The 20,964-nt window shown below is 73.6% G+C and carries 16 protein-coding genes; 6 read left to right on the top strand and 10 right to left on the bottom strand.

Going from position 1 to position 20,964, the window contains the following annotated elements; all coding sequences use genetic code 11:
- Window positions 1–358, bottom strand: a 358-nt coding sequence (locus tag CHF15_RS06770) for an electron transfer flavoprotein subunit beta/FixA family protein (protein ID WP_410169623.1), incomplete at its 3' end; no start/stop codon positions are given.
- 31 nt (window positions 359–389) lie between these two features.
- Window positions 390–1,541, bottom strand: coding sequence for an acyl-CoA dehydrogenase family protein (locus CHF15_RS06775; RefSeq protein WP_018560929.1), 1,152 nt, complete (start codon window positions 1,539–1,541; stop codon window positions 390–392).
- A 104-nt stretch (window positions 1,542–1,645) separates the two neighbouring features.
- Between CHF15_RS06775 and CHF15_RS06780 the strand changes: the two genes are divergently transcribed.
- The gene (locus CHF15_RS06780) at window positions 1,646–2,350 is read left to right on the top strand and encodes a TetR family transcriptional regulator (RefSeq protein ID WP_089222723.1); all 705 of its coding nucleotides are present in this window, start codon (window positions 1,646–1,648) and stop codon (window positions 2,348–2,350) included.
- A gap of 49 nt (window positions 2,351–2,399) precedes the next feature.
- Window positions 2,400–2,753, top strand: coding sequence for a Zn-ribbon domain-containing OB-fold protein (locus CHF15_RS06785; RefSeq protein ID WP_089222724.1), 354 nt, complete (start codon window positions 2,400–2,402; stop codon window positions 2,751–2,753).
- 57 nt (window positions 2,754–2,810) lie between these two features.
- Here the strand turns inward: CHF15_RS06785 and CHF15_RS06790 are convergent, their stop codons facing one another.
- Together CHF15_RS06790 and CHF15_RS06795 are read right to left on the bottom strand one after the other, a co-directional pair.
- A complete protein-coding gene (locus CHF15_RS06790; RefSeq protein WP_089222725.1) occupies window positions 2,811–4,802 on the bottom strand; it encodes an ABC transporter ATP-binding protein in 1,992 nt (663 codons plus the stop codon).
- 91 nt (window positions 4,803–4,893) lie between these two features.
- The gene (locus CHF15_RS06795) at window positions 4,894–6,672 is read right to left on the bottom strand and encodes a SulP family inorganic anion transporter (RefSeq protein WP_089222726.1); all 1,779 of its coding nucleotides are present in this window, start codon (window positions 6,670–6,672) and stop codon (window positions 4,894–4,896) included.
- A gap of 112 nt (window positions 6,673–6,784) precedes the next feature.
- Here CHF15_RS06795 and CHF15_RS06800 point away from each other — a divergent pair, with 112 nt between their 5' ends.
- The 3 genes from CHF15_RS06800 (at window position 6,785) to CHF15_RS06810 (ending at window position 9,200) form a co-directional block, all read left to right on the top strand.
- Window positions 6,785–7,249, top strand: a complete 465-nt coding sequence (locus tag CHF15_RS06800) for a Crp/Fnr family transcriptional regulator (protein WP_089222727.1) — start codon at window positions 6,785–6,787, stop codon at window positions 7,247–7,249.
- Window positions 7,250–7,378: 129 nt separating this feature from the next.
- Window positions 7,379–8,080, top strand: a complete 702-nt coding sequence (locus CHF15_RS06805; protein ID WP_089222728.1) for a response regulator — start codon at window positions 7,379–7,381, stop codon at window positions 8,078–8,080.
- 226 nt (window positions 8,081–8,306) lie between these two features.
- Complete coding sequence (locus CHF15_RS06810) at window positions 8,307–9,200, top strand: nitroreductase family protein (protein ID WP_089222729.1); 894 nt, start codon at window positions 8,307–8,309, stop codon at window positions 9,198–9,200.
- On the opposite strand, the gene CHF15_RS06815 is transcribed toward CHF15_RS06810, so the two are convergent.
- From CHF15_RS06815 to CHF15_RS06840, 6 genes are all read right to left on the bottom strand, one after another.
- Window positions 9,201–10,928, bottom strand: a complete 1,728-nt coding sequence (locus CHF15_RS06815; RefSeq protein ID WP_089222730.1) for a GAF domain-containing sensor histidine kinase — start codon at window positions 10,926–10,928, stop codon at window positions 9,201–9,203. It abuts the gene before it with no gap.
- A gap of 87 nt (window positions 10,929–11,015) precedes the next feature.
- Window positions 11,016–12,017: an MASE1 domain-containing protein gene (locus tag CHF15_RS06820; protein WP_089222731.1), complete on the bottom strand. Its 1,002-nt coding sequence runs from the start codon at window positions 12,015–12,017 to the stop codon at window positions 11,016–11,018.
- On the bottom strand, window positions 12,014–12,850 hold the full coding sequence (locus CHF15_RS06825) for a PP2C family protein-serine/threonine phosphatase (RefSeq protein WP_089222732.1): 837 nt from the start codon (window positions 12,848–12,850) through the stop codon (window positions 12,014–12,016). The genes CHF15_RS06820 and CHF15_RS06825 overlap by 4 nt, the downstream gene beginning before the upstream one ends.
- 73 nt (window positions 12,851–12,923) lie before the next feature.
- Window positions 12,924–13,925, bottom strand: a complete 1,002-nt coding sequence (locus CHF15_RS06830) for a helix-turn-helix domain-containing protein (RefSeq protein ID WP_089222733.1) — start codon at window positions 13,923–13,925, stop codon at window positions 12,924–12,926.
- 175 nt (window positions 13,926–14,100) lie between these two features.
- Window positions 14,101–17,958 (bottom strand): S8 family peptidase, encoded by a 3,858-nt coding sequence (locus tag CHF15_RS06835; protein ID WP_179279685.1) that lies wholly within the window; start codon window positions 17,956–17,958, stop codon window positions 14,101–14,103.
- A gap of 476 nt (window positions 17,959–18,434) precedes the next feature.
- The gene (locus tag CHF15_RS06840; RefSeq protein ID WP_089222735.1) at window positions 18,435–19,358 is read right to left on the bottom strand and encodes a helix-turn-helix domain-containing protein; all 924 of its coding nucleotides are present in this window, start codon (window positions 19,356–19,358) and stop codon (window positions 18,435–18,437) included.
- A gap of 168 nt (window positions 19,359–19,526) precedes the next feature.
- Here CHF15_RS06840 and CHF15_RS06845 point away from each other — a divergent pair, with 168 nt between their 5' ends.
- Window positions 19,527–20,960 carry an aldehyde dehydrogenase gene (locus tag CHF15_RS06845; RefSeq protein WP_089222736.1) on the top strand — a complete coding sequence of 478 codons (1,434 nt, stop codon included), beginning with the start codon at window positions 19,527–19,529 and terminating at the stop codon, window positions 20,958–20,960.
- Window positions 20,961–20,964: the final 4 nt, after the last annotated feature.

Here is a 20,964-nt window from a genome sequence, read left to right on the forward strand (position 1 = left end):
TCCCCGTCACCACCAGATCGAACCCCGCGTGCTCAACCGCCTTCGCCAGCACCAACGACGTCCCCATCACATCACTACCGTGAAGCCCGCCGTCCTCGACATGCACCGCCTTGTCCGCACCCATCGACAACGCCTTGCGCAACGCGTCCTTCGCATCCTCCGGACCCACCGTCACCACCGTCACCTCGGCATCACCCGACGCCTCAGCGATCTGCAGCGCCTGCTCCACCGCATACTCATCCAGCTCCGACAGCAGACCATCCACCGCATCCCGATCCGTGGTCAGATCCCCCGCGAAATGACGATCCCCCGTGGCATCCGGCACGTACTTCACCGCGACAACGATCCTCAAGCTCACTTGATGTCCCTCCACACTCTCGGTTTGCCGACTACGGCAGGTTGCGGGCCATGACGATGCGCTGGACCTGGTTGGTCCCCTCGTAGATCTGGGTGATCTTCGCGTCGCGCATCATCCGCTCCACCGGGTAGTCGCGCGTGTACCCGTAACCGCCCAGCAGCTGCACGGCGTCCGTGGTGATCTCCATCGCCGCGTCCGACGCGTAGCACTTGGCGGCCGCGCCGAAGAAGGTCAGGTCCGCGTCCGAGCGCTCCGACTTCGCCGCCGCCGCGTAGGTCAGCTGCCGCGCCGCCTCCAGCTTCATCGCCATGTCCGCAAGCATGAACTGGATGCCCTGGAACTCGGCGATCGCCTTGCCGAACTGCTTGCGTTCCTTCACATAGCCCTTGGCGTAGTCCAGCGCGCCCTGCGCGATGCCGATCGCCTGCGCCGCGATCGTCACGCGCGTGTGGTCCAGGGTGCGCATCGCCGTGGCGAAGCCCGTGCCCTCGGCGCCGATCATCCGGTCGGCGGGGATGCGTACGTTGTCGAAGTACACCTCGCGGGTGGGCGACCCCTTGATGCCCAGCTTCTTCTCCGGGGCGCCGAAGGACACGCCCTCGTCGCCCTTCTCCACCACGAAGGCCGATATGCCCTTGGAGCGCTTGTCCGGGTCGGTCACGGCCATGACGGTGTAGAACTCGCTCACGCCCGCGTTGGTGATCCACCGCTTGACGCCGTCGAGCACCCAGAAGTCCCCGTCACGCACCGCGCGCGTCTTCATCCCCGCCGCGTCGGAGCCGGCCTCCGGCTCGGAGAGGCAGTACGAGAACATCCCCTCGCCACGGGCCAGAGCCCCGAGGTACTTCGCCTTCAGCTCCTCCGAGCCCGACAGCTGCACCGGCAGCGAGCCCAGCTTGTTCACCGCGGGGATCAGCGAGGACGAGGCGCACACCCGCGCCACCTCCTCGATCACGATCACCGTCGACAGCGCGTCCGCACCGGCGCCGCCGAAGGCCTCCGGCACGTGCACCGCGTGCAGGTCGTTCGCCTCCAGCGCGTCCCGCGCCTCCTGCGGGAACCGGCCCTGCTCGTCGACCTCCGCCGCGAACGGGGCGATCTTCGCCTCGGCGAGGGAACGCACCGCGTCCCGGAGCATGTCGTGCTCCTCCGACGTCCGGAAGAGGTCGAAATTGTCACTCACGTCCGTTACTCCAGTCCGCGTCAGGCTGCCATGGCATCGAGTACCCTCAATTATGCACACTCAGTGCCATCGATCGACGGTTCCCCGGTGTTAGGTTCGCCTCCATGACCACCAAGCCCCCGATGCGGGACGCCCTCGTCGCCGCGGCCTTCCAGCTCTTCCTGGAACGCGGCTACGAGGCGGCGACGATCGACGACATCGTCGCGCTCGCCGGCGTCGGGCGCCGGTCGTTCTTCCGCTACTTCCCCTCCAAGGAAGACGTGGTCTTCCCCGACCACGAGCGCGCGCTCGCCGACATGACCCGCTTCCTGGAGGCCAGCGCCGACGGGGACGACCCGGTGGCACGGGTCTGCGACGCGGCGCGCCTGGTGCTCGGCATGTACGCCGAGAACCCCACCTTCTCCGTGCAGCGCTACCGGCTCACCAAGCAGGTGCCCGGTCTGCGGGCGTACGAACTCTCCGTCGTGTGGCGCTACGAACGCGCGCTCGCCGACTACCTCGGGGCGCGTTACGCGGACCGCCCCGACGGAAAGCTCCGGGCCGACGTGATCGCGGCCGCCGTGGTCGCCGCCCACAACAACGGCCTGCGCACCTGGCTGCGTTCGGGCGCGGAGGGCGACGCCGGCGCGGCCGTGGACCACGCGCTGGAGTTCGTGCGCGCCGCCTGGAACGGGGAGGGCGCCACGCGGCAGGGCCCCCCGGAGGCGGAGGACGACGTGGTGATCGTGATCACCAAGCGGCGGACGCCCATGTGGCGGGTCGTCCGGGAGATCGAGGCGGGCCTGGCGGAGGAGGGGTCCCCCACTTAAGGCACTCAGTGCCTTCCCAAAGTGCACTCAGTGCCATATGGTGTCCGCCATGGATGACCGGACTCTCGACGCGCACCACGAATCGGTTGACGGCGGGCTGCTGCTCCAGCGCTGCCGTTGGTGCGGCAACACCGCCTTCCAGCGCCTCCTCTGCCCCACCTGTGCCTCCACGGAGCTCGACGAGGTGCTCAGCGACGGCACCGGGGTGATCGTCCGCTCGATGCGGGACACCTCCGTCGTCGACCTCTCCGAGGGGTTCTCGGTGCGGGGCCGGATCGTCGGCGCCCTGCCGATGCACGTGCGCAGCGGCGCGCGCGTGCGGGTGGCCCGTACGGCCGTCGCGGACACGGGCGAGCTCGTCTTCGAACTCTGCGAGCCGCCCGCGACCGCGCACGGCTGGTAGCCGCGCCGGCCCCGGCGCGCGGCACCGGCCGTGCGCGCGACGGGGCCGTCCCGTACGTCAGTTGTGCTCGGGGTGCTGGTACTGGCGGGACTGCAGCAGGTACATCTCACGGAAGTCGCCCGTGCCCGCCCCCGGCCGCATCAGGTCGGCGAAGGCACCGTGCTCGACGACGCGCCCCCGGTCCAGAACGTAGATGACGTCGGCGTGGCGGACGCTGTGCAGGCGGTGCGTGATCAGCACGACGGTCTGCCCGTCGGCGGCGAGCTCCCGGATCAGGTCGAAGACCCGCTGCTCGGCCTGGGCGTCCAGGGCGCTGGTCGGCTCGTCGACGATGAGGATGCGGGCGTCGCGGTACTGGGCCCGGCTGAGCTGGAGCCGCTGCCACTGGCCGCCGGATATCTCGTGGCCGCCCTTGTACCCGCGGCCCAGCAGGGTGTCCCAGCCGCGGGGCAGGCCCGCGACGACCTCGTCGGCGCCGGAGTAGCGGGCGGCGGCGTCGAGGCGTTCGTCCGTCAGAAAGGCGTCGGGGCGGCCGATGCCGACGTTGACCCGCGCGGTGAACGGCCAGCGGTAGGCGTCCTGCGAGACCAGGGCGATCCGGTCGGTGATCTGCCGCCGGTCGGCCTCGGCCGCGTCGACGTCGTCCCAGCGGATCCGTCCGGAGTCCGGTGTGTACAGCCCGCACAGCAGCTTGGCCAGGGTGGTCTTGCCGCTGCCGTTGCGTCCGACGAGTGCGACGACCCGGCCGACGGGGATGGTGACGTCGACCTCGCACAGGGCCGGCGGCTTCACGAGCGGGGTGCCGGGCTCGGCGGCGGTGACCGGGTAGCTGAAGGTGACCTTCTCGAACCGGATGGCCTCGACCCGCTCCGGCAGGTCGCGCCCGCCCGGCGGGATCACCCGGCGGTCCGCCTCGGCGCACAGCCGCTCCAGGTCGGCGACGAACAGCGCCTCCTCGTGCAGATAGCCGAGTTGGACGACGAGCCGGTCGAGGGCGGAGGACCCGCTGCGGATGGCGATGACCGCCGTGCCCGCCACGGACAGCGCCATCGCCCCGCTCCACAGCAGCGCGCCCAGCGCGCCGTACGTGGCCGCGGTCGCCACCCCCGTCCACGCCGAGGCGACCAGTCCGGTGCGCGCCGCGAGCCGCGCCAGCCGGGTCTGCTCGCGCTCGCCGTTCTCGGCCATCGCCCTGAAGTGCCCCAGCAGGAAGGGCCCGAGGTCGTGGACCCGGACCTCGGGCGCCGCCTGCGTCTCGATCAGCAGCCGTCCCAGCAGCTGTCCCGCGCGGGCGTGCTGCACCCAGTTGTGGAAGGAGATGTAGCGGCGCCGGGCGATGGTGAGCGCGCTCCAGGCGCTGGGCAGGGTCATCAGCGCCAGCAGCGGGAGCAGTCCCGGGTGCAGGACGGTGAGCACGCCGGCCGCCGCGACCAGCGAGATCAGCGCGTTGACCACCGACGAGCAGAAGTTGATCATTCGTCGGGCGGACGCGGCGCCCCAGGACGCCGAGTCCAGGAGCTTGTGGAACTCGTCGTCCTCGACGGCCGCGAGCTCCACGCGGGCGACCCGCTCCAGGTACATCTCGGTGGCCGCCCGTTCCACGGTCGGCTCCAGCTTACCGGTGCCGGCGGTGGAGGCCGAGCGCAGCAGCGCCCCGGTCAGCGCGGCGCCGGCCACGAGCGCCAGCGCCGGGGCGGCGCCGGTCAGCCGCTCGGCGGTCCCGCCGGGCACGAGCAGCCGGGAGAGCACCCAGTTGACGGCGACCAGGCCCACCGCCTGGGCGACACCACGGCCCGCCTCGGCCAGCGCCACGACGCGCAGGGCCCGTGGATCGGCCCGGTGGGCCAGGCGCACGGTGGTGGCGACAAGTTGCGGCAGCCGCCGGATCATCGCGCGCAGCCCCAGCTCCAGGAAGGAGCCGTCGTGCTTGTTCCAGCCCATGTCGTACCGCAACGGCCCGCCGAACAGCAGTCGTTCGGAATCCGACACCTCCTCGGGTGCCAGGACGTCCGGGTTCTCCGGGGCTTCCTGCCGCTTCCGCCTGGTCATACGCGTCCCCCTCGGCGGCGGCCGCGGCGCGGTGCCGTGGCGGCCTTCCCACAGGGTGCTCCTCACGGTGGCGCCGTGGGGCCCGCTCCCGTCAGTGCGCCCCGTCCCCGCTCCCGGCGGACCCGTTCCCGCCCCCGTCGGCGCCGTCCTCCGCCCAGGCGCGGTAGGCGTCGACCGCCGTGGGCAGGGTGGGGAAGATCCGCTCCCGGCCCACCGACTCGGAGAGCCCGTAGGCGTCCAGGTCGTCCAGCAGGTCCTGTTTGACGCGGGCGAGCGCCAGGACGATGCCCCGGTCGGCGAGTTCGCGGCGCAGTTCGTCCAGGGCGTCCAGGGCGGTGATGTCGACCTCGACGTTGGCCTCGGTGTTGAGGACGAACCACCGCACCGGGTCGTGCTGCCGGTCGACGGAGGCGAGGGCCCGGCGCCGGAAGTCCTCGGCGTTGGCGAAGAACAGCGGCGAGTCGTAGCGGTAGACGAGCAGGCCGGGGATCGTGCGGGCCTGGGGGTAGTCGTCGACGTCGTGCATGCCGGCCAGACCGGGCACCAGCCCCTCGACGGCGTCGTGCGGCCGGGCCACCCGGATCAGCATCTCGGCCACCGACAGGGCGACGGCGACCATCACGCCGTACAGGATGTCCAGCGCGAGCACGCCCACCAGGCAGGCGAGGGCCAGCAGCAGTTCACGGCGCCGGAACGACGCCAGGCGGCGGAAACCGGAGACGTCGACCAGCCGGCAGGCCGCGAAGACCACGATGGCGCCGAGGACGGTGGAGGGCATCGCGGACAGCAGCGGGTTGAGAAACAGCAGGACGCAGACCACCGCCACCAGCGTCACCAGGGAGTACAGCTGGGTGCGGCTGCCGGCGGAGGCGCCGAGCGCGGTGCGGCTGGCGCTGCTGCTGACGGGGAAGCCGTGCAGGACGCCCGACCCGAGGTTGGCGGCGCCCAGGGCGAGCAACTCCTGGTTGCTGTCGAGGCGGTCGGCGTCCCGGCCGGCGAAGGCCCGCGCGGTGAGCACGAAGTCGGTGTAGCCCACGAGCAGCACGCCCACCGCGGGCAGCAGCAGCCGCTCCAGGTCGCCGGGGGTGGGCAGGGCCGGCCGGGGCAGCCCGGAGGGGACCTCGCCGATGACGGCGATGCCGTGCGCCTCCAGGCCGAAGACGCCGACGACGACCGTGCCGGCCACCACGGCGAGCAGCGGCCCGGGGGCGCGGGGGACGTACCGCTGGACGAGGAAGAGGAAGAGCAGCGCGGACGCGGCGAAGGCCACCGTCCCCGCGTGCGCCTGGGGCAGGTGCGTCATGAAGGAGACCAGCTGGGGGAAGAACGCCTCGCCCTCGACGGGCACCCCGGTCAGCTTGGGCAGCTGGTCGATGATCATGATGCACGCGACTCCGGCGAGGTAGCCGACGAGCACGGGCCGGGACAGCAGGTCGGCGACGAAGCCCGCCCGTACCGCCCACGCCACCACGGCCAGCAGGCCGACCACGACGGCGAGCGCAGCGGAGAGCACGGCGTAGCGGCCGGGGTCGCCGGCGGCCAGGGGCGCGATCGCGGTCGCCGTCATCAGCGCGGTGGTCGACTCGGGGCCGACCGACAGCCGCCGGGACGACCCCAGCAGGGCGTACAGCGCGAGCGGGGCGAGGGTGGCCCACAGTCCGGCCACCGGCGGCAGCCCGGCCAGTTCGGCGTAGGCCATGACCTGCGGCACGAGGTACGCCGCCACCGTGACGCCGGCGAGCAGGTCGCCGCGCAGCCAGGCCCTGCGGTAGCCGAGCAGGGTGGTCAGCCCCGGCAGGAGTCCGCGCCTGCCGCGCTTGGCGGCGGATCTCCCAGGCGGCGGGGCGGGCGTGGAGACGGCGGACGGCATGGGCCCATCCTCCCCGACGACCCCCGCGTTGGGGCCGGTCGGCCCCTCCTCGCACCCCATGTGGCGGAGGGACCCTGGAGGTGAGGGCGTACCGGACGAGAGGGAGGACGCGATGACCACCACCACGACGGGCCTGCTCGACGCATTGCCCCCGGAGACCCGCGGGCGGCTGCTGGAACTCGCGCGCGACGTGTCCTTCCCGGCCCGGTCCCGGATCTTCGAGGAGGGGCACCGGGCCGACCGTTTCTGGATCATCCGCACCGGCTCGGTCGCGCTCGACCTGCACGTGCCCGGCCGGCAGCCCGCCGTGGTCGAGACCCTGGGCCCGGGCGACCTGCTCGGCTGCTCGTGGCTCTTCCCGCCGTACTCCTGGCACCTGGGCGCGCGGACGCAGAGTCCGGTGCGGGCCGACGAGTTCGACGCCACGGTGGTACGGGCGCTGTGCGAGGCCGACGCGGTGTTCGGGCGCGCGGTGGCCCGGCGGGTCGCGCAGATCGTCGCGCACCGGCTGCAGGGGGCCCGCACCCGGCTCCTCGACCTGTACGGGCCTCAGGGCAGCGCCAGCACGGTGCGCTGAAGGACGCGTGGCCCGGTCGGGGATCGGGCGGCACCGGTGGCGGCGGCGCGCGAGGGCGTGTCTGCTGGACCCCGGGCGGCGCGCGGCCGCGAGATCGGGAAATCGGGAACGGATGCCCTGGGGGCCGGGATGAGTGAGGCACGGGAGTTCACCGAACGGGCGCCGATCAGGGTGTTCCTGGTCGACGACCACGAGGTGGTGCGGCGCGGACTGCACGATCTGCTCGACGCCGAACCGGACATCGAGGTCGCCGGGGAGGCCGGCACGGTCGACCACGCCCTGGCGCGCGCCCCGGCACTGCGGCCGGACGTGGCGATCCTCGACGTGCGCCTCCCGGACGGGGACGGCATCGGCGTCTGCCGCGAGCTGCGCTCGCGCATGCCGGGACTGGCGTGCCTGATGCTGACCTCCTTCGACGACGACGACGCGCTGCTGGACGCGATCATGGCCGGGGCCGCCGGGTACGTGCTCAAGCAGATCAAGGGCTCCGACCTGGTCTCCGCGGTCCGCACGGTGGCCTCCGGCCAGTCGATGCTGGACCCCGCGACCACCGCCCGCCTGATGAACAGCCTGCGCGAGCAGGAGCAGCCGCCGGAACCGCAGGACGAGGCGCTGGCCGGGCTGACCCCGCGCGAACGGGAGATCCTGGAGCTGATCGGCGAGGGGCTGACGAACCGGCAGATCGGGGAACGGCTGTTCCTGTCGGAGAAGACGGTCAAGAACCACATCTCCCGGATGCTGGGCAAGCTCGGCGTCGAGCGCCGCATCCAGGCGGCCGTACTCGCCACGCAGCACCGGACACCGGGTGGCGCGCCGGGCTCCGGCCCCTGAACGACCGCGCCGCCGCGGGTAGGTCCCAGTGCGGCGGTGACGTTGGCGCGCTCCGCAGGCGGGCGGCAAGCGACGCAGCCGCCGAGCCCGCCCGCGGGGATCCCGCCACCGTGCGGGCGGTCCCGCGAGGGTGCCCCGGCGGCCCACGCGGTGGGGCCGGTCGGCCCTCCCCGCGGGGCACCGCGGCGTGCAGGGTGGGAGACGCGCCGGCCGGAGGGAGCGCGTCATGAATCCCACCACACTCAACGGGGCGACCCTGGAGAAGCTGATCTCCGCCGCCGTCGCGGCGCCCTCGTTCCGCGGCAGCCGGCCCTGGCGCTACCGTCTCGATCCGGACACCGGCACCTTCCAGGTCCGCGCGGTCCCCGCACCGGGGGTGCCGGAGCCGGAGGCGGCTGCCCGGGCCCTGCACGTGTCCGTCGGCGCCGCGGTGTTCAACCTGCGGGTCGCCCTGGCGCACTTCGGCTGGGAGCCGGCCGTTCAGCTGCTGCCCGTGCCCGGCGACCCCGATCTGCTCGCCTCGGTGCGCCCGATCGGCCCGCGGCACGTCGGCGACAGCCCGTACCGGGACCTGTACGACGCCATCTGGCGCCGGCACAGCTGCCGTACGCCGTACTTCGCGCACTGCCCGACCGGGGCGGTCGTGCTGGAGCTGATCGACGCCGCCCACGCGGAGGGCGCCTCCCTGACCCTGCCGCGCACCGAGGAGACGCTGCGGCTGCTGCGGCTGACGGCGGAGGCCGAGCAGCGCGGCGAGACGGACGTGGGCCGCGCCGCCGGTTCCGGCGGCCGGGTCCACGAGGACTCCGGGGCCGGCGCCGCCGCCTCGCTCGATCCCGGGCGGAGGCCGCTGGTCGCCGTGCTGACCACGCCCGACGACTCGTGCGCGGACTGGCTGCGGGCGGGGCAGGCGATGGAGCGCGTGGTGCTCCTCGCGACGGCGCACACCGTCCATGCGACGCTGCTGCACGAGGCGATGGAGTGGCCGGACCTGCGGGCGGCGATGCGCACCACGGACTACGGGCCGGGCCTGGTGCAGATGCTGATCCGGTTCGGCGCCGCGGCGACCGGGGACTGCGCGCCGCGGGTACCGGTCCGCGGGTCCGTGGAGCGCGGCTGATCAGCGCGTACGGCCACCGTCCGACGGCACTCGCCAGACCAGGCGGGTGCCGCCCCGGCCGGGCGTTTCGAGGGTCATCGTGCCGCCGAGCCTCAGCGCGCGCTGCGCGAGGTTGGCCAGTCCGCTGCGGTGCCCGCCCTCGGGGATGCCCACCCCGTCGTCGCTGACGGCGAGGGTCAGCGTGCCCGAGCCGACGACGAGGGACACGTCCGCGGTGCGGGCGCTCGCGTGGCGGGCCACGTTCGACAGGGCCTCGCCGAGCACCGCCACCACGTGCTCGGCGACCGCGGCGGGCACGTCGGTGTCGATCAGGCCCTCCATGCGCAGCGAGGGGGTGAAGCCCAGGGCGGGCACCGCCTCCTCCACCGCCTTCGCCGTCCGCACCCGCAGCCCCTGGCGGGCGGGGCCGGTGTCGTGGCTGCGCAGCCCGAAGATCGTCGACCGGATGATCTTGATCGTCTCGTCCAGGTCGTCCACGGCCCGCAGCAGCCGCTCGCTCGCCTGCGGATGGTCCACGAACCGCACCGCGCTCTGCAGCGTCATCCCGGTCGCGAACAGCCGCTGGATCGCCAGGTCGTGCAGGTCACGGGCGATCCGGTCGTGGTCCTCCAGGAGGACGAGCTGCTCGGCCGACCGCCGGCGCTCGGCCAGTTCCATCGCCAGGGCCGCCGAGCCGGCGAAGCCCAGCAGCGGCGCCGTCTCCGCCTCCGTGAACGGCACCTCCCCCTCGGCACGGGCCAGCAGCAGCGCCCCGCGCACCCCCTGCGGGGTCGCCATCGGCACCGCCACCGCGGGGCCCAGACCTTCGAACCGGGGCGGGCCCGCCACCACCCGGGGGTCACGCTGGATGTCGACGCTGGTCAGCGGCTCGTTCGCGGCCATGGCCGCCCCGGTGAACGATCCTTCGCACGGCAGTGTCAGCCCCCGGTGGGCGTCGGCGTCGATGCCGGTGGCGATCACCATCGTGATCCCGCCGCTCCCGGCCGGCAGGGCCAGCACCCCCAGGTCCGCGCCGAGGATCCGCCGTGCGTGCTCCACGATGAGCTCCAGCACCGCGTTCTCCCCCATGCCCGACAGCAGGCCCCGGGTGATCTCCGCGTTCGCCTCCAGCCACCGCTGCCGCGACCTGGCCTCCTCGTACAGCCGGGCGTTGTCGATCGCCACCCCGGCCGCCACCGCGAGGGTGGACAGCACCGTCTCGTCCTCGCCGTCGAACTCCTTGCCGCCCCGCTTCTCCGTCAGATAGAGGTTGCCGAACACCTCGTCGCGGACCCGGATCGGCACCCCCAGGAACGAGTGCATCGGCGGGTGGTTCGGCGGGAAGCCGTACGAGGCCGGGTGCTGCCCGATCTCCTCCAGCCGCAACGGGGCCGGGCGGCGGATCAGCTCGCCCAGGATGCCGTGGCCCGAGGGCAGCGGCCCGATGGCCTCGATCTGCTCGTCGCCGACGCCCACCGTCAGGAACTGGGCCAGCCGCGCGTCGTCGCCGATCACGCCGAGCGCCCCGTACTCGGCGTCCACGAGCAGGACGGCGGCCTCCACGATCCGCCGCAGCACCTGCGGCAGATCCAGTTCCCGTCCGACCGTCAGCACCGCCTCCAGCAGGCTGTGCACACGGTCACGCGTCCCCCGCACCGCGTCGATGCGCGACTGCAGCTCGTCCAGCAACTCGTCGAGCTGCAACCGTGGCAGGCCCTCGGCGTCCTTGCTGCCGCCGCCAGTCCCCACCGGCACCTCCGTCCGCTGTGGCGGCCCTCGTGGGGCCCCCTCTCAAAGTAGCGCCACCCCGCCGGGAGGACGCGCGGAACGGCACCGCTAGTCGTGGCCGCGCTCCCCGGGCGGCACGGCCGCCCAGTGCTCGATCTTCTCGTCGGGCGCGAGCCGCGACAGCGCCTCGCCGAGCCTGCGGCAGACCTGCTCGATCTCGCGGCGGGTGTGCTCCCGTTCGGTGACGGTCGCCGACAGCAGCAGGGCGGTCAGCGCGGCGGACCCGTTGAAGGCCTGGAGGGTCGCCATCTTGGCGAACAGGTCGAGCCCGGCGAACGGGCCGGACCCGGCCGCGGCGGCGTCGATCGCAATGAGCGAGGTGATCAGGGCGCAGGGCGCGGCGCCCGCCAGCTGGAAGCGGAACGCGGCCCAGATCAGCAGCGGAGAGACGAGGAAGAGCAGCCCTGGTGTGCTGTGGGTGGCCACCACCGTGACGAGCGCGGTGCCCGCCAGGAGGGCCGTCGCCTCCGCCCAGCGGTACGCCGGGACCCCGCGCGGCAGCCGGGCGGTGCGCAGCACGAGCAGCAGCGGCGCGATCACCAGCACCCCCATCGCGTCGCCGGTCCACCACACCGACCAGGTGGGCCAGAAGTCGCCGGCCGGTACGGCCCCGGAGGCCACCAGCACGCCGCTGCCGATCGTCGCGCTGATCAGCATGCCGCCGAGCGCGCCGAGGAAGACCAGGGCGAGCGCGTCCTGCAGCCGGTCGAGTTCGACGCGGAACCCCACCCTGCGCAGCAGCAGGACGGCGCACACCGGGGCGAGCGTGTTGCCCGCGACGATCCCCAGCACGGGCAGGAACGACGGCCCGATCATGATGTTGACGGCGAACGCGCCGATGGCGATCCCGGGCCACAGCCGGATGCCGCCGAGCAGCAGGCCGACCAGTGCGATCCCGGTCGGCGGCCACATCGGGGTGACCTGACCGCGCACCAGTTGCTGCTCCAGTCCGATGCGGGCCCCGCCGTAGTACGCGGCGGCCATGACCAGCACCCACAGGGCCGTGGCCCGGTGGCGCCGCAGCCCCTGCGCGTACCCGCCCGCGGTCATGGGGCCGCCGTCCCGCGGGGGCCGCCGTGCCCGAGGACGAGCACCGCGGCGTCGTCGCTGTGGCCGGTGAGGTCGGCCACGGCGATCACCCGGGCGGCCAGCTCGTCGGGGTCGGCGGAGCAGCCGGCTGCGGCCAGCTCCGCCACGCGGGCCAGCCCCTCGTCGATCGGATGGCCGGGGCCCTCCACCACCCCGTCGGTGACCAGCACGAAGGCACCGGTGCCGGACAGGACACGGCGGCTCGACGGGTACTTCTCGCCGTCGAGGATGCCCAGAGGCAGGCCGCCCTCGTCCAGCACGACCTCGCAGCGGCCGTCGTCGGTGGCCCACACCGCCGGGACGTGCCCGGCGCGGGCGTCGACCAGTTCGCGGCTCTCCGGGTCGAAGCGCAGGAAGGTGCAGGTCACGAAGAGCCCGGATCCCATGGAGATCAGCAGGTCGTTGGTGCGGGCGAGCACCTCCGCCGGTTCCGTGGTGGCGACGGCGACGGCGCGCAGGCAGGTGCGCACCTGGCCCATGTAGGCGGCGGCCTCGACGTCGTGGCCCTGAACGTCACCGATCGCGCAGCCGACGGTGCCGTCCGGCATGGGGAACACGTCGTACCAGTCGCCGCCGATGTCGAGCCCGTCGCGGGCAGGGGCGTACCGGCCCGCCACGCGCAGCCCCCGGACGGCGGGGAGGGCGGCGCCGAGGGTGTGCCGCTGCAGGGCGGCTGCCAGCTCCACCCGAGCCTGCTGCATCTTGATCCGCTCCAGGATGCGGCCGGTGAGCTGTCCGAGTGTGTTCAACAGCTCCTCGGCGCTGCTGGAGGGAGCGGTGTGACGTCGGGACATGGCACCAACGCTCCGGGGCCTCGGGCACTCACGCCCCTCTCACCCTACGCCCCCGGGCCCTCCCGCACCCTGCTCAGAGCCAGCCGCGGCGGGCCGCCTGCCATGCGAGCTGCATGCGGGTCGCGGCGCCGGCGAGCGTCATCATGTGCTGGATGTGGCGCTGGACGGTGCGCCGGCTCAGGCCCATCTGGCTGGCGATGGCCTTGTCCGCGACGCCCGCGACGAGCAGCGACAGCAGCCGGCGGTCGGTCTCGCTCAGCGGGTCGGATTCGTCGGCGCCGTCGGCGCCGCTCACCGCACCGGAGGCGCTGACGTGCAGCGGGACCGCATCCTCCCAGTAGCGTTCGAACAGCGCGGTCAGCGCCCCCAGGAGGCTGCTGTCGCGCAGCAGCGCCGCGGTCGGTTCGTTCGGGCTGCCGTGCGGGCCGCCGGGGACCAGGGGACAGATGGCGATGCTGCGGTCGGCGACCGCGAGCCGCAGCGGCAGATGGGGCACGGAGCGGGCCATCTCCCCGGCCTGGACCCCCTCGACGACGTTGTCGATGGCCCCGTCGTCGTCGAAGAACGCCCGCTCGTACAGGACCCGGTAGCGCACGCCGCGGGCCAGCGCGTCGTACTCGGCGCGGTTGCTCCCCGAGGGCATGGCGACGTACTGGGCCTTGCAGAACCAGAGCACCTCGTGGCGTGCGTTCTCCTGCATCTGCCGCAGGTTCTGGCGCAGCGCCTCGCTGCCGGTGATGACCTCGATGAGCTGACCGGCGTCCTGGCGGCGCGCGGTGCTGCGGTAGCTCTCCAGCAGGTCGGTGACCGCGGTGCGGGCCTTGTCGAGGGAGTCGGCCTGGCGTTGCAGCCGCGGCAGCAGGGCCACGTCGGGCGGTGTCGCCGCGTACTGGCGGGGGAGGCCGTCGGTGGGGCTGGCCAGCCCCTTGGTGGCGAGGGAGGTGAGGACGCCCTCCGTCTGCCCGGGTGGCAGGCCCGTCTGGGCGGCGACCTCGTCCGCCGAGGCGGTGGCGGTGGCGACCAGAAGCCGGTAGACGGTCTCCTCGACCGCGGTGAGGCCAGCCACCTCGAGCATGCCGCATTCCTCCGGTCCGGGACGGGTCCGCACGGCATGCGCACCAGGCGCATGAGCCGCACATATCGTTAAAGACCGGAATATACCCGGGGAATGTTTCGTGACCATGGCGCGGCGGGTGCCGGGGCCCACACTCCCCTGCACCCGCCGCTGTGTCAACGGTGACGCCCCACCGTCACCGTCCTCCGGAGTTCCGTGCGCCGCTGTGCAGATACGCACGGTCCACCGTCTGCCGGACGCTGTTGCCCGCCGCGTCGGTCGCGGTCACGCGCAGCGTCACATAGGCGTCGCCGCGTACCCGCGACGGACGCTCCACGGCGGCGGTGAAACCGCCACCCTTGCGGGCCGTGGCGGCCCGGGTCCAGGTCCGCCCGTCGTCGTAGGACGTCTCGACCCGCACGGTCACCCCGCGCGGCGCGGCCACGCCGTCCTGCATCCGCACGTTCAGGCCCAGGGTGTGGCGGCGGGCGGGACCCACCGCGTTGCGGGCGTCGACCGGCACCGTGTAGTCGACCTGCAGCAGGGGCAGCGCCGTCGGCTGCGCCGCGGTGCCCGAGCGGAACGTCCACGAGGTGCGGGTGCCGGTGCCGAACCGCCAGTCGTCCGAGGTGCGGGCGGTGGTCAGGTCCAGCCGGTACCGGGCGTCGCCCGCGGGCACCTCGAAGTTGCCCCAGGCGCCCTGGTCGGACTCGGCGATCCGCTTCCCGTCGCGGTAGAGCACCGCGGTGGCGGTGTCGTCCACCGGCGCTGCGGCGCCGGCACGGGCCGTGCCGGTCCCGATGCCCCCACCGAAGCCGTTGAGCTCATAGAACGAATAGTGGCCGGTGCCGGAGTCGTTGAACTCCGGAACGAAGAGGGACAGGGTGTTGCCGTTGCGCACCGACGGCCAGGCCGCGCCGCGCGGGATCGACGGACGGACCACGGCCCCGAACCAGCGCTCCGTGGCCTTCTGACCGGGCCGGTAGGTGCGCGGCACGTTCTGCATGCCCGCCCCGAGCGGGGTGTCCATGCCGAACACGACGTTGTGGTGCACGGTGTGGCGCCACAGGGTGTCCCCGCCGGTCACGTACTCCACACGCTCAAGGCCCGTCGGCACCTCACGGCTGTACTGGTTCCAGGCGGTGTCCTGGTACGGACGCCACCCGAAGCGCTGCTCACTCGCCCACTGCGAGGCACCGGTACGGGTGTAGGTGCTGCGGACCACGGCGCTCTCGCGCTCGGAGACGGTGTGCACCAGGTTCTTCGGGACGAAGCCCTTGGACACCTGCATCACGTCGTACAGGTACGGGCTGCGCACCGTGCCGGAGAACTCCACCGTGGTGGTCCGCTTGTTGATGTGCTTGAGGAGCGCGGTGCCCTCCGCCGAGCCGGCGCGCATGGTGGGCACGGCCATCCGGTCACCGGTCGGGCTCCAGCGCGTCCAGGGGTAGAAGCCGTCCTCCACGACCAGCATCAGCGCCTTGGCCCCGGCCGCCTTGGCCGCCGCGGCGAGCTCCCGGTCGTCGGTGAAGTGCCAGCGGACGACGGCCAGTTTCCCGCGGACGCCGGCCTTCTTCAGCTCGGCCGCGGTGCCGGTGCCGGCGTCGACGGCGGTCAGCTTGGCGCCCTTGTCGTCGAAGGCCGGGGAGGCGGGCACGTAGTACGGGGTGAAGGCCGGCGACGTGCCGGAGACCTTCGCCCGCAGTTGCGGGGCGACCAGCTGCCAGCGCGAGGCGTACTCGAAGTCGCCGTCGGTGACGCGCGCGGTGGGGCTGACGTAGAGCCGCTTGGCGATGTCGAAGAACATCACGCCCTGGATCAGGCCGTTGCCGTCGATCTTCCGGTACGTCTGGTAGCTGAGGATGCCGCGCTGCTCGGCGGGCCGGGGCGTGCGGATCTTCACCTCGGTGACCTTGGAGGCGTCGAGCGTCACCGTGGTGTCCTTGGTGACCTTCACCTCCGGGTTGACCACCTCGCGGAGCTCCTGGCCGTCGGCGGCCCTGTCCAGCGTCCCGAAGCTGAGCTGGTAGGTGCCCTCCTCGACCTCGGCGACGCCGGGCTCGACGGCGCTGTACGCCACGAACCCGTCGGCGCCCCAGATCGTCGGCGCCGCGCCCTCGATGACCTTGCCGTCGGCGTCGCGGGCGACCACGGTCAACTTGTGCTTGGGGGCGTGCACGTTGAGGCTGACGGTGGTGTGGGCGACAACGGTGCCGTCGGCCGCCGCGGCGGTGACGTAGCCGTAGTACTTCCCGCGCGCGGCGTGGGCCGCGTCGGTGCTCAGCGGGACGTCGGCGGTGGCACCGGGCGCGATGCTCACGGTGCCGGAGCCGAGGGTGACGACCCCGTCGGGCAGCGCGCGCCCGGTTCCGGTGGACAGCTTGACGGCCAGCTTCAGATCGACCGTCTTGTCACCGGTGTTGGTGTAGCGCACGGTGGCCGCCTGCTGCCGCCCCGCCTTTCCGCCGTTCTGGACCGGGGGCAGCACGACCGTGCCGGTCGCGGTGATCGGGCCGGTGGCGGTGGCCAGGTCGATGCGGCCGCCGCCCTGCTCGGTCACCTTGGTGCCGGGCACCGTGCGCGAAGTGCTGATCAGCGCGTCCTTGATCTGCTGCGCGCCCCAGCCCGGGTGCTGCTGCGCCAGCAGCGCCGCGGCACCCGCGACGTGCGGAGTCGCCATCGACGTGCCCGAGGCGGCGACGTAGTTCGCGTCGACCGGGTCGCCCATGGTGGTGCCCGCGGCACGGGCGGCCACGATGCCCACCCCCGGGGCGGTCACGTCGGGCTTGACGGCGCCGTCGCCGAAGCGCGGGCCGCGGCTGGAGAAGGAGGCGAGGGAGTCGTCCCGGTCGACGGCGCCGACGGTGAGCGCCGCGTCGGCCGCGCCCGGCGATCCGACGGTGGACGGCCCCGGGCCGGCGTTGCCCGCGGCGATGACGAACAGCGTGTCCGTCGACGCGGTCAGGGTGTTGACGGCCTGGCTCATCGGGTCGGTGCCATCGGTCTGCATGTCCGCACCGAGGCTCATGTTGACGACCTTGGCGTGCTCGCCCGCCGCCCACTCCATACCGTCGATGACCTGCGACTCCGACCCGGAGCCCTCGTCACCGAGCACCTTGCCGACCAGCAGGTCCGCCTTCGGCGCCACACCGCGCCGGGTCCCCGCCGACGCCGCGCCGGTGCCCCCGACGATGGAGGCGACGTGCGTGCCGTGCCCGAAGTGGTCGTCAGTGTTCGTGCTGTCGGAGAAGTTCCTGGCCTCCGCGATCCGCCCCGCGAGATCGGGGTGGTTCGCGTCGACGCCGGTGTCCAGCACCGCGACCTTCACACCCTGGCCCTCGTACCCGGCCTTCCACGCGGCGGGCGCGTTGATCTGCGCGGTGCTGCGGTCCAGCACCGCCTTGACCTTGCCGTCCAGCGAGACCCGCGGGGTCACCGCGGCCCGGGCGGCGTCCGAGCTCCCACCGGGGTTCAGCGTCTTCCAGAAGGCGCCGAGTTCGTCGCCGTCGACCCGGAGGGAGCGGGCGTCGATGCTCTCCAGGGTGCGCGAGGCCGTCTTGTCCGCGCGCAGCGCCACCAGCCGGTCGGCGGTCGCCTCGGCGGTCTTCGCCGCCTGCGCGGTGACGCGTGCCCGGGTCGCCTCGGGCCGCGAGGAGACGATCAGCGGCAGCGTGGAGGTGTGCGCCTCGTCGAAGCCCGCGGCGATCAGCGCCGTCACGTCGAACAGCCGCCGGTCCAGGGTGCCCGTGGACACCAGCGCCTCGGCGTCGAACGGTATGACGGTCAGGGACTTGCCGTCGGTCTCCAGCGTGCGGAAGGGGATGCCCTCACGGCCGGGTCCGGGCTGGACCGAGGCGGTGTGCCGCCCACCGGGCAGCGACGTCACCGTCACCCGGTCGCCGGTCACCAGCCGTACGGTGGCGGAGGACGTCCCGGTACGGTCGGCGGATCGCGCCGGTCCGTCCGGTGCGGTCCCCGCGGAGGCGGCCGTGGTGCCTCCGAGTGTCACCACCAGCACTGTCGATATCGCCGCTGTGAGGCGGAACCTTGCCATCACCCAAACACCTTTCGTACAGCTCCGGGTCACGCGCTGTCCGCCAGAATCTGCCGATGCCGGGGAGGTGTCACCGGTTATCGGCTGTCACAGCTGCGACATGTCCCAACGGCGACACGGCGCTTCGGGCAACCGGCGACGACCCCCACCAGGGCACGGCGAACCCCCCGCTGCCGGTACGAAACACCCCCAACCGGCGGGGCCGGCCGGCCCCGAGGCGCGGATGACGGAGGGCCCCGACGATCCGGCGCGCCGGTACGTCGCCGGTCGGGCGGGAGCGGTCGGGGGCAGACGTCGGCGGCGACGCCGTGCCGAAGGCGGGGCACCGCGGCACACACCTTGCACGGCGCGGGGGTTCAGCGGCCCACTCCCTGCGCGGCGCGGGGGTTCAGCGGCCCACCGCACGCCCCGGACCGGAACCTGTGGGGTCGGCCCGGTGCGCGGCGGCGGCGCGGGCCGCCGCACGCGGAGAGCCGTCAGCCGTCCCGCCGCTCCGCCTCGCCCGCGGCACGCCGCCCCGCGGCATCACCCTCGGGCGCGCCGGACGCCGACCACTGCAGAAGGAAGCGCAGCGCCTCCGCCGAGGGGGTGCCGGGCCGGGCGGTGTAGGTGATGAGCGACTGGCCGGTCTGGCCCTCGACGGTCAACTGCTGGACGTCCAGCGTGAGGGGCCCGACCAAGGGGTGCTGGTAGGTCTTGCTGCGCGGCCTGGCCCCGCGTACCCGGTGGCTTCCCCACCAGCTGCGGAAGTCGGCGTCCTTGACGCTGAGTTCGCCCACGAGGGCGGCGAGCGCGGGGTCCTCGGGGTAGCGGCCCGCCTCCATCCGCAGGGAGGCCACGCACTCGCGGGCGATGCCGGCCCACTCCTCCCCGTACAGCGCCCGGTAGGCGGGATCGAGGAAGGTGAGCCGGATGACGTTGCGGTGCTCGGGCGGCAGGGCGGCGAAGTCGGTCAGGAGCGCCGCGGCGGGGGCGTTCCACGCCAGGACGTCCTGCCGGCGGCCCAGGACCATCGCCGGGACGTCGCGCATGCCGTCCAGCAGTTGCTGGATCTGCGGCAGCACCCGTTGCGCGGGGGCCGGGCGGGACGCCTTCGGCTGGGTGACGTCGGCGATGGCGAACAGGTAGGCCCGCTCGTCCGGGGCCAGTTCGAGGGCGTCGGCGAGTGATTCCAGCACGGCTTGGGAGACCCGGCGGGTACGGCCCTGCTCCAGGCGCACCACGTAGTCGACGCTCACGTGGGCACGCTCGGCGAGTTCCTCGCGGCGCAGCCCGGGGACGCGGCGATGCCGTCCGTCGTCCGGCAGACCGAGCCGTCCGACGTCGACCGCGCCCCGCTGGGCGCGCAGGAAGTCGCCGAGCGCTTTGTCGGGGCGGTGCGGGCGGTCGGCGGAAGGCATGTGCCCATTCTCGGCACCGGACGCTGCGCGTGCCTGGTACGGCCAGTCCCAGGGACACTCCGTCCCTGGCCGCCCCCGTGGCGCCGGGCGGAGCGTGGAGCCGTCGCCGGCGGCCGGTACGCGCCGTGCCGGCCCCGATCCCCTCCGTGAACGACCCGAGGATTCCTGATGATCACGTATGACCGGCTCTTCATCGGCGGCCGGTGGACCGCCCCTTCCGCACCGGACCTGATCGAGGTCCGCTCACCCCACGACGGCTCCCTGGTCGGCCGGGCCGCCCAGGCCGGCCCGGCCGACGTCGACCGGGCCGTGGCCGCGGCCCGCGCCGCCTTCGACGAGGGGCCGTGGCCGCGCATGGCCCCCGAGGAGCGGATACGGGCCGTGGCCCGGTTCGACGAGCTGCACCTGGCCCGGGCCGCCGAGATCGCCGCGCTGATCACGGCCGAGAACGGCTCCCCCCACTGGTTCACCTCGATGCTGCAGCCGGCCGTGTCCGTGCAGACCCAGGGGTATCTGCGGGCCGCGGGCGAGCTCGCGTGGGAGGAGCGCCGCCCGGCCGCCGGGGGCGGCGAGACGGTGGTGCGGCGGGAGCCGGTCGGTGTGGTGGCCGCGGTGATCCCGTGGAACGCGCCGCACCAGTCGGCGCTGGCCAAGCTGGTCCCGGCGCTGCTCGCCGGCTGCACGGTGGTGCTCAAGCCGTCCCCCGAGACCGCGCTGGACGGACTGCTGCTCGGGGAGCTCTTCGCCGAGGCGGGCTTCCCCGACGGGGTGGTGAGCATCCTGCCCGGCGGCCGCGAGGCCGGCGCCCACCTGGTCGCGCATCCCGGGGTCGACAAGGTCGCCTTCACCGGCTCCACCACGGCTGGCCGCGCCATCGCGGGCGCCGCGGCGGAGACCTTCAAGCGCGTCACCCTGGAGCTGGGCGGCAAGTCCGCCGCGATCGTCCTGGAGGACGCCGACCTCGACCAGGTCGTGGCGGGCCTGAAGTACGCCTCCTTCGGCAACAACTCCGAGGCGTGCGTCGCGCAGACCCGCATCCTGGCCCCGCGCAGCCGCTACGAGGAGGTCGTCGCGGCGGTCGCCGCGCTCGCCGAGGGCCTCGCGGTGGGCGACCCCGCGGACCCGGCCACCTTCCTCGGCCCGATGGTCCGCGCCGACCAGGCGGAGCGGGTCCGCTCGTACGTCGAGCTGGGCGTGCGGGAGGGCGCGCGGCTGGTGACGGGCGGCCCCGGGATCCCCCAGGGCCTGGAGGGCGGGCACTACGTGCGTCCCACCGTCTTCGCCGATGTCGACAACGCGATGCGGATCGCCCGGGAGGAGATCTTCGGGCCGGTGCTGGTCGTGATCCCCTTCGACGACGAGGACGAGGCCGTCCGCATCGCCAACGACTCCCCGTACGGGCTGGGCGGCGGGGTGTGGACGGCGGACCGGGAGCACGGCCTGGAGATCGCCCGGCGGGTGCGTACCGGGACCTTCAACGTCAACGGCGCCTCTCCCGACATGGCGGCCCCCTTCGGCGGCTTCAAGGCGAGCGGCGTCGGCCGCGAGTTCGGTGCGGCGGGGCTGGCCCACTACACCGAGCTGAAGACCATCGCGGTCTGACCCG

Origin of the sequence: Actinacidiphila glaucinigra, from assembly GCF_900188405.1 — a bacterium.
Classification (GTDB): domain Bacteria; phylum Actinomycetota; class Actinomycetes; order Streptomycetales; family Streptomycetaceae; genus Actinacidiphila; species Actinacidiphila glaucinigra.